General features: G+C 68.9%; 12 protein-coding genes. 10 read left to right on the forward strand and 2 right to left on the reverse strand.

Translation table 11 applies throughout. The annotated features are described in order from the left end of the window. Positions 1-15 precede the first annotated feature (15 nt). From ACOKR1_RS19145 to ACOKR1_RS19175, 7 genes are all read left to right on the forward strand, one after another. Positions 16-1,362, forward strand: coding sequence for an ABC transporter substrate-binding protein (locus tag ACOKR1_RS19145; protein ID WP_422936692.1), 1,347 nt, complete (start codon positions 16-18; stop codon positions 1,360-1,362). Further along, on the forward strand, positions 1,359-2,336 hold the full coding sequence (locus tag ACOKR1_RS19150) for a carbohydrate ABC transporter permease (protein WP_422934471.1): 978 nt from the start codon (positions 1,359-1,361) through the stop codon (positions 2,334-2,336). Before ACOKR1_RS19145 ends, ACOKR1_RS19150 begins: the two co-directional genes overlap by 4 nt. Continuing rightward, a complete protein-coding gene (locus ACOKR1_RS19155) occupies positions 2,333-3,277 on the forward strand; it encodes a carbohydrate ABC transporter permease (protein WP_422934472.1) in 945 nt (314 codons plus the stop codon). The genes ACOKR1_RS19150 and ACOKR1_RS19155 overlap by 4 nt, the downstream gene beginning before the upstream one ends. Before the next feature lie 382 nt (positions 3,278-3,659). Further along, entirely contained in the window at positions 3,660-4,112 is a 453-nt protein-coding gene (locus tag ACOKR1_RS19160) for a VOC family protein (protein ID WP_422934473.1), read from the forward strand. Between the two features lie 234 nt (positions 4,113-4,346). Next, positions 4,347-5,840 (forward strand): sugar porter family MFS transporter, encoded by a 1,494-nt coding sequence (locus ACOKR1_RS19165; RefSeq protein WP_422934474.1) that lies wholly within the window; start codon positions 4,347-4,349, stop codon positions 5,838-5,840. Between the two features lie 164 nt (positions 5,841-6,004). Next, positions 6,005-7,663: an MDR family MFS transporter gene (locus tag ACOKR1_RS19170; RefSeq protein WP_422934475.1), complete on the forward strand. Its 1,659-nt coding sequence runs from the start codon at positions 6,005-6,007 to the stop codon at positions 7,661-7,663. A 280-nt stretch (positions 7,664-7,943) separates the two neighbouring features. Continuing rightward, positions 7,944-9,002 (forward strand): hypothetical protein, encoded by a 1,059-nt coding sequence (locus tag ACOKR1_RS19175; protein ID WP_422934476.1) that lies wholly within the window; start codon positions 7,944-7,946, stop codon positions 9,000-9,002. 207 nt (positions 9,003-9,209) lie between these two features. Here the strand turns inward: ACOKR1_RS19175 and ACOKR1_RS19180 are convergent, their stop codons facing one another. Next, positions 9,210-9,428, reverse strand: a complete 219-nt coding sequence (locus ACOKR1_RS19180) for a hypothetical protein (protein ID WP_422934477.1) — start codon at positions 9,426-9,428, stop codon at positions 9,210-9,212. A 174-nt stretch (positions 9,429-9,602) separates the two neighbouring features. Between ACOKR1_RS19180 and ACOKR1_RS19185 the strand changes: the two genes are divergently transcribed. After that, the gene (locus ACOKR1_RS19185; RefSeq protein WP_422934478.1) at positions 9,603-10,043 is read left to right on the forward strand and encodes a helix-turn-helix domain-containing protein; all 441 of its coding nucleotides are present in this window, start codon (positions 9,603-9,605) and stop codon (positions 10,041-10,043) included. A gap of 84 nt (positions 10,044-10,127) precedes the next feature. Here the strand turns inward: ACOKR1_RS19185 and ACOKR1_RS19190 are convergent, their stop codons facing one another. Continuing rightward, positions 10,128-11,324, reverse strand: coding sequence for a PucR family transcriptional regulator (locus ACOKR1_RS19190; RefSeq protein ID WP_422934479.1), 1,197 nt, complete (start codon positions 11,322-11,324; stop codon positions 10,128-10,130). Positions 11,325-11,548: 224 nt separating this feature from the next. Here ACOKR1_RS19190 and ald point away from each other — a divergent pair, with 224 nt between their 5' ends. Continuing rightward, on the forward strand, positions 11,549-12,667 hold the full coding sequence (ald, locus tag ACOKR1_RS19195) for an alanine dehydrogenase (protein ID WP_422934480.1): 1,119 nt from the start codon (positions 11,549-11,551) through the stop codon (positions 12,665-12,667). A gap of 288 nt (positions 12,668-12,955) precedes the next feature. Further along, positions 12,956-13,528, forward strand: coding sequence for an NAD(P)H-dependent oxidoreductase (locus ACOKR1_RS19200; protein WP_422934481.1), 573 nt, complete (start codon positions 12,956-12,958; stop codon positions 13,526-13,528). Positions 13,529-13,603: the final 75 nt, after the last annotated feature.

Below are 13,603 nucleotides of genomic sequence, written 5' to 3' on the forward strand. Positions count from 1 at the left end.
AACCTAGACATGAAGATGGCAACTTTGCGGCTGCTTGGCATCGCCGCCGCCGTATCTCTCGGCGCCGTCGGCTTGGCCGGCTGCGGCCAGGACAACGGCGGCGGTTCGGTAGACGGATCGGGCAAGACCCTTGACGTCCTGATCGGCGCGAACACGAACAAGGCCGACCAGTTCCGGTCGTGGCAGGCGCACATTGCCGACGCCTTCAAGAAGCAGACCGGCGCAGACCTCAAGTTCGAGACGTTCGCGAACGCCAACGACGAACTCTCCAAGATCCAGACCTCGGTCGTCGCGGGTCAGGGACCGGACGTTTATCAGGTGGGCACCACGTTCACCCCGACGGCCTACTCGACCGGCGCCTTCGTGAAGTTCGACCAGTCGATGTGGAACAAGGTGGGCGGGCGGGACCGCTTCGTGCCCGCGACGCTCGGCATCTCGGGCCCGAACAGCCAGGACGAGGTGGCCGTGCCGTTCACGGACCGCCCGTACGTCCTCGCCTACAACACGGATCTGTTCAAGAAGGCCGGCATCGACAAGCCGGCGACCACGTGGGACGGCCTCCTCGAGCAGGCCAAGAAGCTCACAGGCAACGGCGTGTACGGATTTGCGACCGGCTACGCCGACAACTACACGCCGTGGAAGTTCGCGTGGACCATGGCCAACCAGGCGGGGAATCCCCTCGTTGACGGCAACAAGGCGCGCCTCGACGACCCCACCGTCAAGAAGGCCTACGAGACCTACTTCGGCTGGCTCACCAAGGACAAGGTGGTCAACCCCGCGGCCGTGGGCTGGAACGACACGCAGGCCGCCGCCGACTTCGCCTCGGGCAAGTCCGCGATGATGCTCATGACCACGGCCTCGTCGAAGGTGACGTTCGACGCCTCTGCCATCAAGGGCAAGTACGAGTACGCGGTCATGCCGACCGTGCCTCCTGGCCAGAGCACGATGCCCGCGGGGGGCTCGCCCGTTTCCTCGATCATCTCCGGCGACAACCTCGTGATCGCGAAGTACTCCGAGAACCAGGACCTGGCCGCGGCGTACATCAAGCTCCTCACGAGCGATGACGAGCAGATCAACTACAACAAGCTGTTCGGCGACCTTCCCGCGAACGCCGCCGCCGCGAAGAAGGTCGAGGACGCCGATCCGTCGCTCGCGCCGGTCCTCGCCTCGGCCAGCCAGGCGAAGAGCACGCCGTTCACCGGCGCCTGGGGAGACATGCAGCTCGCCCTCACCAACGTCGTGGTCCAGTCGCGCCAGGCGCTCTCGGGCGGCGGCGTGTCTGACAGCGCGCTTCAGTCCGCTCTCGCGAAGGCTCAGAAGGACGCGCAGGCCTCCCTCGACAGGGCGGCTCAAAGCAAGTGAGCATTACCGCACGAAAGGGCGCCGACGTTCGGCGCAGCCCTGCCCCGTCGGCCGGCGGGGGCGCTCCCGCCGGCCGGCGCCGTCCCGTGACCGAGCGGAATCGGCCCCTGTGGCTCCTGACCCCGGGCGGCGTGCTGATCGGCCTGATCATCGTGCTGCCGCTCGCCCTCGGCGTGTACATCGCGATGCTCCGGCTCGACCAGTACACGATCCGCAAATGGATCAGTGCCCCGTTCATCGGCCTCAACAATTTCGTCGAGGCCTTCACCGGAACCGATCTGGTGCACGCCTTCGGCAACACAGTCTCCTTCGCGGTCATCTCGACGCTCATCACGGTGCCGATCGGCGTCTACGCGGCGCTCGCCACGCAGAACCGTTTCGCCGGACGCTCGCTCGTCCGCTCGCTCTTCCTCATCCCCTACGTCCTCCCCTCGTTCGTGGTCGGCACGTTCTGGCGCACCATGCTTCAGCCGGACGGGATCGTCAACAAGTTCCTCGAGGGGATGGGCATCCCCGGGGTCCACTGGCTGTACGGCCCCGCGAGCTACTGGGTGCTCATCGTCGTCGAGGTCTGGGCCGCGTGGCCGTTCATCTACCTCATGGCGTTGGCCGGGCTTCAGTCGGTCGACGCCGAGGTCCACGAGGCCGCGGCGCTCGACGGGGCCCTGTGGTGGACGAAGCTGAGGTACGTCATCTTCCCGTACCTTCGAGGCCCGGTCGCGCTCGCATGCCTCATCGCGACGCTCCACCACCTCAACAACTTCTCGCTGGCCTTCCTGCTGTTCGGCGTCCCCGCCCCGACGGACGTGCAGGTCCTGCCGACGCTCGTCTACAGCATGAGCTTCACGAGCCTCCGCTTCGGGATGGGTGCGGCCATGGCGCTGCTCTCCCTCGTCCTGATCGCGCTGCCCCTGTACTTCTACCTCCGTGCCGTCCGGCTCGACACCGGCACCGACCCGGGAGACAAGCGATGAGCACCCTCGAAGAAACCACCCGCGAAGGCCGTTCCCAGGCCTCCCCGAGCAGCCGTCCCGGCAAGGCGCCTCGGAAGACGAGCCAGTCGGAGGAAGTCAACCGCCTCCTGCCCACGCCCCTCCTCGTGGGCGGCCTCGCCGTGCTGTGCACCGTGATCGCCGTGCCCCTGCTCTACATCGTGTTCGCGTCGATGAACTCGGACATCGAAGTGGCTCGCGGCGCGTTCTTCCCCACCGAATTCACGCTCGCCAACTACTCCCGCATCTGGTCCACGCTGCCGCTCGGACGGGGACTCGCCAACAGCGTCATGATCGCCGGCCTCGTCGCGGTCACCTCCTCGCTCATCGCGATCGTGACCGCGTACGTGCTCGTCCGGTACGAGTTCCGGGGGCGCCTCACGATCCTCCGCGGCCTGATCGGGCTCCAGAGCGTCCCGGGCGGCCTTCTCCTCCTGCCCGTGTTCGTGGTCTTCGCCTCGGCGGGGAACTACCTGGGCATCACGGTGATCGGCACGTGGTGGGGGCTGTTCCTCGCGTACCTCACGTTCGCCCTGCCGTTCTCGATCTGGGTCATGGTCACGTACCTCCGCGGCCTGCCGAAGGAGCTCGAGGAGGCCGCCCGCATCGACGGCGCGAGCTCGCTCGGAGTCCTGTTCCGGATCATCTTCCCGCTGAGCTGGCCGGGTCTCGTGGTCTCGGGGGTGTTCTCGTTCCTCCTCGGCTGGAACGACGTCATGTTCGCCTCCGTCCTCACGCGCCCGAACACCCAGACCGTCGCCGTCGTCCTCCAGATCTTCGGCGCCTCGTCGGAGGGCGGCGCCGTCCCGCTGTACGGACAGATGATGGCCGCCTCGCTCGTCTGCGCGGCGCCGGTCGTGATCCTGTACCTCATCTTCCAGCGCTTCCTCGTCGGCGGGCTCACCACTGGCGGCGTCAAGTAGCTGAGCTTCCACCCCAAAAGACAAGAACCACAGCTGGGAGGGCGCCCGCGGGCACCCTCCCAGCTGTGTTTTTTGGGGCCGGTCTCTCAGTGGGTCCCCGGCAGGTCTCTCAGTGGGTCTCTCAGTGGATCCTTGGGCGGCGCGCCTCAGAGGCTCGAAGGAACGACGACGCCGACCCCCGCCTCGGGGGCGACCTCGCCTAGGAGGGGCGGCCTGGCCGGACCCGTCGCTCCCCCCGCAGCGCGGGCCCGCCACCCTTGCCGCCGTCGGCCGTGCGGGCCTGCCACCCTTGCCGCCGTCGGCCGTGCGGGCCCGCCACTCGTGCCGCCGTCGGCCGTGCGGGCGATGGCGGATCGGGCCTCGCGCGGCTAGCGTGAACCGCATGTCGCCCTCGCCTCTGCCCTACGCCCTGTTCCCCGGATCGGCCCGCGAAGCGCTCACGTTCTACCAAGACGTGTTCGGCGGCGAGCTCACGCTCCACACCCGCGCCGAGTTCGGGCGGACCGACGAGCCGCTCACCGCGATCGCCCACGGCATGCTCACCGGCCTCGTGACGCTGTACGGCGCGGACGCCGAGGGGAACACTGCGGGCGGTTCCTCCGGCGCGAACTCCGCGGGCGGCTCGGCCGGCGCGATCCGGTCCGAGGGACTCATGCTCACGCTTCTCGGGACGGCCGAGCCCAGCACTCTGCGGGCCTGGTTCGCCCGGCTCTCGGATGGCGGGCGCGTCGTGGACGAGTTCCAAGAGCGACCGTGGGGAGCCTGGGACGGTCAGGTGATCGACCGCTACGGCTTGCACTGGCTCGTCGGGTTCGAGCTGGCACGTGAGGATTGAACCCGAGCAGTAGAGCAGGACGAGCTCGGCACGGGCCGAGCATCCAGCCGAGCGTCCAGCCGAGCGGCCGGCCGATCGGGCGGTGAGCCGTGTGAACGCGGTGAGCCGCGTGAATTCGTGTGAATTTGCGCCCCGCGGGGTAAGTGGCAGACTGACACGGCGCCGCGGCGCACCTGCTGGTGGGCCAGCGCGCACACGTCTGTCCGATCGAGTGATGCGAAAGCAGGGCCGCTGATGCCGGAATTCCATAACAAGGCCGCCGCCGATATCGCGACGGCCCAAGCCCCTCTCCATCGCAAAGTGATCGGCCTCGCCGTCGCCGGCGCGGTCGGCGGCTTCCTCTTCGGTTTCGACTCGTCGGTGGTCAACGGCGCGGTCGATTCGATCCAAGGCAGCTTCGCCCTCTCCAAGGGGGTAACAGGTTTCGCCGTCGCCGTCGCACTGCTGGGCTGCGCGGTGGGCTCGTGGCTCGCAGGTGCGATCGGCGACCGGTTCGGCCGCATCCCGGCCATGAAGCTCGGCGCGCTCCTGTTCCTGGTCAGCGCGATCGGCACGGGCTTCTCGATCGGCCTGGGGGACCTCATCGTGTGGCGCCTCATCGGCGGCCTCGGGATCGGGCTCGCGTCCGTGATCGCGCCGGCCTACATCTCCGAGATCTCCCCACGGCACGTCCGCGGCCGCCTCGCCTCTCTCCAGCAGCTCGCGATCACGACCGGCATCTTCGCCGCCCTCCTCAGCGACGCGCTCCTCGCGAACGGCGCTGGCGGCGCGAGCCACTCGCTCTGGGCCGGCATCGAAGCGTGGCGGTGGATGTTCATCGCGGGCGCGGTGCCCGCCGTCGTCTACGGATGGATCGCCTTCGTCCTGCCCGAGTCCCCGCGCTTCCTCGTACTGCGCGGCGATGAGGAGAAGGCGCGGGGCGTGTTCGAGTCCATCGCCCCCGAAGGCGACCTCGACCGCGAGATCCGCGACATCCGCCAGGCCATCGAGGAGGACCGCCACGCCGAACGCCGCGGCGCGCTGCGCGGAAGCTCCCTGGGCCTCAAGCCCGTGCTGTGGGTCGGAATCGCGCTCTCGGTGTTCCAGCAGTTCGTGGGGATCAACGTGATCTTCTACTACTCGACCACCCTCTGGAAGTCCGTCGGCTTCCGCGAGGAGGATTCGCTCACCATCTCCGTGGTCACGTCGATCACGAACATCCTCGTGACGCTCATCGCGATCGCTCTCGTAGACCGCGTGGGCCGCCGGCCCATCCTGCTCGTGGGCTCCGTGGGCATGGCCGTCTCCCTCGGCGTCATGGCGCTCGCGTTCTCGACGGCGACGCTCGTCAAGGGCGAGCCGAGCCTCTCCGGTGCGTGGGGCCCGATCGCGCTCGTCGCGGCCAACGTGTTCGTGGTCTGCTTCGGCGCCTCGTGGGGTCCGCTCGTGTGGGTGCTCCTCGGCGAGATCTTCCCGCCGTCGATCCGCGCCCGCGGGCTCGGGATCGCGGCGGCCGCCCAGTGGATCGCGAACTTCCTCATCACGGTCTCGTTCCCGGCGATGGCCGCCTGGTCCCTCACGCTGACCTACGGCTTGTACGCGGCGTTCGCCGCCCTCTCCTTCGTGTTCGTGTTCATGAAGGTCCCTGAGACGAACGGCATGTCGCTCGAGCAGGCCGAGACGCTGTTCGTGCGCCCAGAGAAGGCCGGCACAGAGAAGGCCGGCACAGGGAAGGGCGCCGCGAGGTAGACCGGGGGTGGACCCGCAGCAAATGCGGCAGTGCAGTAGGTGCGGCGAGCGCCCGGGTGAGCCCCCAGAAGTGGCGGGAACGGGGAATGGATTGGGCCGTAACATAGTTACGGTAAGCAACGATCCATCTTTCCGTCCCTGCCCTTCTCTTCTGGGAGCCTCCCGTGTCTCGTACCGCACCGTCCGCCGCACCGCCGGGGGCCCTGAGCAAGCGCCACATCACTGGCGTCATGACGGGGCTCATGCTGGGCATGTTCCTCGCGTCGCTCGATCAGACCATCGTCTCGACGGCGATCTACACGGTCGCCAACGACCTCGACGGCCTCAGCCTCCAGGCGTGGGCGACGACCGCGTACCTCATCACCTCGACGGTGAGCACGCCGCTTTACGGCAAGCTCTCCGACATCTTCGGCCGCCGCCCCCTCTACCTCGCGGCCATCGTGATCTTCCTCGGCGGATCGGTCTTCTCGGGCTCCGTGCACTCGATGACCGAGCTCGCCGTCGCCCGCGGCATCCAGGGCCTCGGCGCCGGCGGCCTCATGGCCCTCGCGCTCGCGATTATCGGTGACATCGTTCCGCTCTCCGACCGCGCGAAGTACCAGGGCTACTTCATGTCCGTCTTCGGCGTCTCTTCGGTTCTGGGCCCTGTGGTGGGCGGCGCATTCGCTGGTGCGAACCAGATCCTGTGGATCACGGGCTGGCGCTGGGTCTTCTACGTCAACGTCCCCGTCGGCATCGCAGCGCTCATCACCGTGTTCCTGTTCTTGCACCTGCCGGCTCACCACGAGCGGCAGAAGATCGACTACCTCGGCGCGGCCGCAATCACCGTGGGCCTCGTGCCGTTGCTCCTCGTCGCGGAACAGGGCCGCGGGTGGGGCTGGGGCTCGGCGGCCTCGATCACGTGCTATGCGATCGGCGCCGTGGGAATCGCCCTGTTCATCCTGCTCGAGAAGCGCGCGGGCGACTACGCACTCATCCCCCTCCGCCTCTTCAAGAGCGCCCAGTTCAGCCTCTCCGCGGTGCTGAACTTCATCATCGGCATCGGGATGTTCGGAGCGATCGCCATGCTGCCCATGTACCTGCAGCTCGTGAAGGGGCTCACGCCGACCGCGGCCGGCCTGCTCATGGTCACGTTCACGATCGGCATCATGTCCGCGTCGATCATCGCGGGCCGCACCATCTCCGCGACCGGCACGTTCAAGATCTTCCCCGTGATCGGTACGCTCCTGCTCGCGGGCGCGGCCCTGACGATGGGCTTCGTGCTCAACGTGGACTCGCCGCTGTGGGTCCCGGGCGTCGTCGCCGTCTTCTTCGGGATGGGTCTGGGCTGCTGCATGCAGCCGCTCGTCCTCGCGATGCAGACCTCCGTCCCTCCGAAGGACATGGGTGTGGGGACCTCGACCGCCGCGTTCTTCCGCTCAATGGGCGGCGCGGTCGGCACGGCTGTGTTCATCTCGATGCTGTTCAGCCTCGCGGCGGACAAGATCACCTCGACCATGAAGGACGCACTCACCCAGCCGGACTTCATCAAGACCCTCCACGACCCGGCCGTCGCGGCGGACCCGGCCAACAAGCCGCTCTTCGACCTGTTCAAGGGCGCCTCGGGCGGCCTCGGCTCGGACAACCTCAACGACACGAGCTGGCTCCACAACGCCAACGCGGTGCTAACGCACCCCATCAAGGACGGTTTCTCGCAGGCCGTGGACGGCGTCATGCTCACTGCGGCGGCCCTCGTTTTCATCGCGTTCCTCATCACCCTCGCGCTCCCGAACGCCAAGCTGCGCGATCCGAAGGCCGCGCTCAAGGAGCCGACGGCCGCTTAGCGCCATCCGGGCGCGTGCTCCAGCCCGCTTCTTTGGCGGCCGAGTGGGTGGCGAGCCCCGGCGCGCCGGTTCCCGAACCGATTGGGGAACATCAAGCGGGCTGGAGCGCGAGTGCCAGCCGGGGCCGGCCGGGGGCAAGCGGCGCGGCGCCCGGGGCGCGGCACTCAGGGACTTCCCACGGGCCGGCAACCAGTGATTCACCGGCCAGCCATCTGGGGGCCATCCGGCGGGCGGAGCGTAGCCCCGGGTGGGGGACACACCCGAGACAGAGGATCCCGCCATGACCAGCATGACTTCCCGCCGTCGCGTGCTCGGCACCGCCCTTCCCGTCGGCGTTCTTGCAGCCGCCCTGACCGGAGCCGCGATGCCCGCAATGGCCGCAGCGACCACTCCAACCGGCACGGCAGATTCCTACAGCGTCAAGACCTTCGCGGCCGTCGGCACAGAGAGCAAGCCCGACGACATCGTCCGCCTGGGCGACAGCATCTACGTGGCGTTCCAGAACGGCGTCGGTTCGATGGGCGAGCCCGCCGCGAACGGCGCCACGGCAAGCACCATCCAGCAATACTCCCTCGACGGGAAGCCCGGCGCCTCGTGGAACATCACGGGCAAGATCGACGGCCTGGGGGCCGACGCCGCCAACTCCCGGCTGCTCGTCACGACCAACGAGGACGGCAACTCGTCGTTCCACACCGTGAACCCGGCCGCGGGCGCCAAGGCCGTGACCAACTTCGCCTACACCGGGCTTACGCACGGCGGCGGTACCGATGCGATCTCCGTCTACCAGGGCAAGATCCTGGTCAGCGGCTCGAACCCGGCGTCCACCGCGGGAGCGGCCGTGTATCAGGTGACCCTTTCCGGCTCCACGGCCGCCTTGACGCCGGTGTTCCGGGACGATTCCACGGCACAGCTCGCCGACGGCGCCCAGGCCAACTCCACGTCCCTCGCGCTCACCGACCCGGACTCCAACACTGTGGTTCCCTCGTCGAGCCCGCGGTTTGCGAACGACTTCATGCTCGACTCGCAGGCCGACCAGCAGCTCATCTTCGCCAACAGCGCCACGTCGCCGCAGCTCCAAGTGCTGAACCTGAACAAGCAGGTGGACGACACCGTCTTCGCTTCCGGGAGCGGACAGACCCTCTGGATCACCGACCCGGATCACAACGCCGTGGACGCGGTGACCGGCAACTTCGCCAGCGGCACGGCCGTGTCCACGGTGACCCCGAAGTCGGGCGCGAACTATCTCGCGTCGCTCAACCTCGACAACGGAACCCTCACGCCGATCGCAGGCCTCGACGCGATCCACCCCAAGGGACTGCTCTTCACGAGCCAGGGCTAGCTCGCAGCGGGCGCCTCACCCAGACGGAGCCCACAACAGAAGGCGCCCACAACAGACGACGGCGCGCGGCGCCTTCCGCTGCTTGGTCCAAGCTGCGAAAGGCACCGCGCGCCGTCGTCTGTTCTCTTTCAACGCCGCACCCCAGGGGGCACGCGCGCCGTCATCCTTTGCCCGAAGCGGCCGCTGGGGGGTGGGCCGCTTAGGGCGTCACGCGATCCGCTGGTGCGTGAGGCCGAAGGGGACGCTCTCGTCGTGAGCGACCGTGTACTGGCCCGCTGCCTCGCGGGTCACGAGGATGCCGCAGCACGGGTTGGCGGCTGCCGACAGCTGCAGCGTCTCGATGGCCGAGCCGAGCATCGTGTCCAGCTCATGGGCGTGGTCGATGACGACGCTCACGCTGCGGTGGTGGTGCACATCGGGGGACATGCGCACACTCCTTTCCGGAGTCAAGTCAAGTTTCAAAGAATTTAGTTTAGGCTACAACGTCTACTTCGGAAAGTCCGGCGCGGTAGCCAAGGAGCCCGGCCCCACCACACCAACCAAGGACGACGGCGGGGACGCGCGCCGCCGTCGTCCTTCTGTTTGGCTACGCTGAAGCGCATGAGCCGCTTCGCCCCGCATCATGCGCCTGCCCTGAGCCCCGAAGACGCCGACGCCGTGCGGCAGGCCCTCGGGGCCGGCGACGTCACGGTCTTCGCCGACGGCACCGCGTACCGCCTGCCGGACGAGGCGCGAGACGCGGTCCTGGACCTGCTCGCGCGGCTCGGCCGCGGCGAGTCGGTGACGGTGACCAGCGCGGAGGACGTCCTCACCGTCGCCCAGGCCGCCGAGCTCGCGGGGATCAGCCACAGCTACGTGCGCAAGCTCACCGACCTCGGCACGTGGCCGGTCGAGTACAGGGGGACGCACCGGCGGATCCGCCGCGAGCACGTGCTCGCGTGGCTCGCGGCGCAGAAGAAGGGCCCCGAAGACGGCGCCGCGGGATCTGACCCGGGGATCTGGCCCGGGGATCTGACCCGGGGATCTGACCCGGGGATCTGACCCAGGATCAGCCGCGATGTGACCACTCGTCGCGGAAGATCTGCCCGCTCGTCGACGAACGGTCAGATCTCGCCCAGCGAGAGGTCAGATCCGGGGCCGTCCGGCCCAGCGGCGGGCCTTGAGCGCGAGGTGCAGCTCCTGCCGGACGCGCCCGCCAAGCGGGTCCGCGCCCAGCAGCTTCCGGATGCGCGCGATCCGGTGGTACACGGTCGAGCGGTGCACGTGGAGCCGGTCGGCGACGGCCTGGACGGCGCCGTCGTTGTCGTAGAGCTCCTCGAGCACGGGGAGGAGCTCGCCCTCGCGGTCCTCCTCGATGAGCAGGTCGGCGTACACGCTCGAGGGCTCCGAGGTGAGTGCGCCCATGAGCTGGTACGCCCCCACCGAGCGAACGTCCACGAGCTCGCCGAGCGCGGGGTCCACCGCCCCGGCCTGGGCCGCGACCTTCGACTGGGCGTAGGCGTCGGGCAGCGCGCGCAGCGACGTGAACGGCTCACTGATGCCCACGAGCACGCGCCCCGCGGGTCGCCCCGAACGCTTCGCGAGTTCGCGCTCGTAATGCGTGAGGACGGCGGCGTGGCTCGCGCGCCCGGTCGAGTGCACGAACAGGACCACGGAATGCGTCTCGGTTCCCGCGGTGAAGAGCGCCGGGTCGATCCCCGCGGTCGCGAGCATGGCCGCCGTGCTCGTCGCGACGACCGCGGCCTGGGGATCCTCGGGACTCACGCCGGCGGGGTCGAGGAGTGTCACCATCTGCCACGGCGCGTGGCCGTGCACCTCGCGCCACCCCGCGATCTCCGAAAGCGCGGCCTTGTCCCCCGCCGCAGCCGCGAGGAACCGAGACTCGCGCGCGCGCCGATGCGCGGACGCCGCGGTGTTGGAATCGAGCAGGAGGCCCGCGATGAGCTCGATCTCGAGCCGGACGCCGGGGAGCGCGGCGAGGATCGCCGCAGCGCTTTCTTCGTTGGGCTCCTGTTGGACCCACAGATAGCCCACGCGGAACCCGCGCACGAGCAGCGGCACGCACACGCGCCCGTACATGCCGAGCCCCGGGTTGGGCGGCACGGCCACGGGGCGCACGGCCGTCGCGATCCCGTGCGAGAGTTGCCACGCGCTCACGTCGGCGGGCACGCGTTTGCTGAGGAGGAAGTTCACGCGCACGGGATCCGCGTGCGACTGGTTCGACGAGTACGCCACGAGCAGTCCGTCGAGATCCTCGACCGAGAGCCCCCTCCCGAGCTTCTGGGCCGCCTTTTCGACGAGTTCTTCGACGCCTTCGCGCATGCCTTCCAGCATAAGGGGAGCCACCCCACACGAGGGGACACTTGCCGCTCAACACTGCGACAAACGTCGAACGGACGACGACGTGATCCCCGGAATTCCGGGGAAGTCGCCTCCCAGCCGGGCCCCATGGCGCTGTTGCGCATCTCACAGTGAGCCTACGCTGGAACCACCGCGGAAGCCCGACAAACGGCCCCACGAGGGCCCTCGAACCAACGGAGACGACAGTGATCATCGGAGTCCCCCAGGAGATCAAGAACAACGAATTCCGGGTGGCCATGACGGCCGCCGGGGTGCACGAGTTCGTGGCGCACGGCCACACCGTGCTCATCGAGTCGGGGGCGGGGCTCGGTTCGAGCATCGCGGACGACGAGTACCGCGTGGCCGGCGCCGAGATCGTCGAGGACGCGGCAGACGTCTGGGCCCGCGCGGACATGATCATGAAGGTCAAGGAGCCCATCGCCGCGGAGTACCACCACTTCCGCAAGGGGCTCATCCTCTTCACCTACCTGCACCTCGCCGCCGAGCCGGCGCTGACCCACGCCCTCATCGACGCGGGCGTCACCGCGATCGCGTACGAGACGGTCCAGGAGGGGCGCACGCTCCCGCTGCTCGCGCCGATGTCCGAGGTGGCCGGCCGCCTGTCCGTGCAGGTCGGCGCGCAGTCGCTCCTCGCGCCGAACGGCGGCAAGGGCGTGCTGCTGGGCGGCGTCCCGGGCGTGCGGCCCGCGAAGGTCGTGGTGCTGGGCGCGGGCGTCGCGGGGACGAACGCCGCGGTCGTCGCGATGGGGCTCGGTGCGGACGTGACGATCCTCGACATCAACATCTCGCGGCTCCAGGAGCTCGACGCGCTGTACGGCAGCCGCCTCAAGACGGTCGCGTCGAACAAGTACGAGATCGAGAAGTCCCTCGTCGAGGCGGACCTCGTGATCGGCTCGGTGCTCGTGCCGGGCGCGAAGGCCCCGAAGCTCGTCTCCAACGAACTCGTGGCCCGCATGAAGCCGGGCTCGGTGCTCGTGGACATCGCGATCGACCAGGGCGGCTGCTTCGAGGACTCCCACCCCACCACGCACCAGGACCCCACGTTCCGGGTGCACAACTCGATCTTCTACTGCGTCGCGAACATGCCGGGCGCCGTTCCGAACACGTCGACGTTCGCGCTCACGAACGTGACGCTGCGCTACGGCGTGCTCCTGGCCGATCTCGGGGTCGAGAAGGCGCTCGAGCGCAACGCCGCCCTCGCCGCGGGCCTCAACGTGGCCGCCGGGCACGTGACCAACCGCTCCGTGTCCGAGGCTCACGGCCTCCCGCTCACGGGCGACTGGCACGGGCTCGTCTCGAGGTAAGACTGGGGCTTGGCGGGGAGCCTGACGGGCGCGCCTCGCGCAGAGCTTGACGGGCGGTGTCTTCCGTCTAGGGTCACGCCTCGTGGGTTGCCACCCGCGGGCGTGACCCTTTGACGTTTCGGGGCTGGCGCCTCGCGCCGCGCGCCCACAAGCCGCGCGATCGGGCGCGCGGCCGAGGTCACGCGACGCCATGAAAGTCGGCGGGAATGAACCCGGGGCTTAAAGTAGTTGACGCATCACAGAAACGCCGACTCCCCGGCGTGACACGCTCAACGAAGGAGAGCCCCCGTGGCCGAGAAGACCATCCTGACCCTCGTCGGCAGCCTGCGCGCCGAGTCCGTGAACAACAAGTTCGCCGAGATCGCGGCATCGACCGCACCCGAGGGCACCCTGGTGACCACGTTCACGGGCCTCGAGGAGATCCCGTTCTACAACGAGGACCTCGACGTCGAGGGCCAGGTCCCGGCCAAGGCCGCCGAGCTCCGCGCGGCTGTCGCCGCCGCGGACGGCGTCCTCTTCGTCTCCCCCGAGTACAACGGCACGATGCCGGCCGTGCTCAACAACGCGATCGACTGGATCTCCCGCCCGTTCGGCCAGAGCGCCGCGACCGGCACGGTCGCCGCGGTCATCGGGACCTCCGCCGGCCAGTACGGCGGGCTGTGGAGCCACGACGATATCCGCAAGTCCCTCAAGATCGCCGGCGCGACCGTGCTCGACGACGCCAAGTTCGCCGTCGGCGGCTCATACCAGCGCTTCGCGGCCCTCGAGCCGCAGAACGACGCCGAGGTCGTCGAGGGCATCCGCTCGGTCGTCGCGACCCTCGCAGCCGCCGACGTGGTCGCCGTCGCTGCCGCGAACTGACCGCGAACTGACCCTCGCGAACTGACCCTCGCGAGCTGACCCTCGCAAGGCCTCGCCAAGCCCTGCGAAACCGCG

The sequence above is a fragment of the Sinomonas sp. P47F7 genome, from assembly GCF_049332655.1.
Classification (GTDB): Bacteria; Actinomycetota; Actinomycetes; order Actinomycetales; family Micrococcaceae; genus Sinomonas.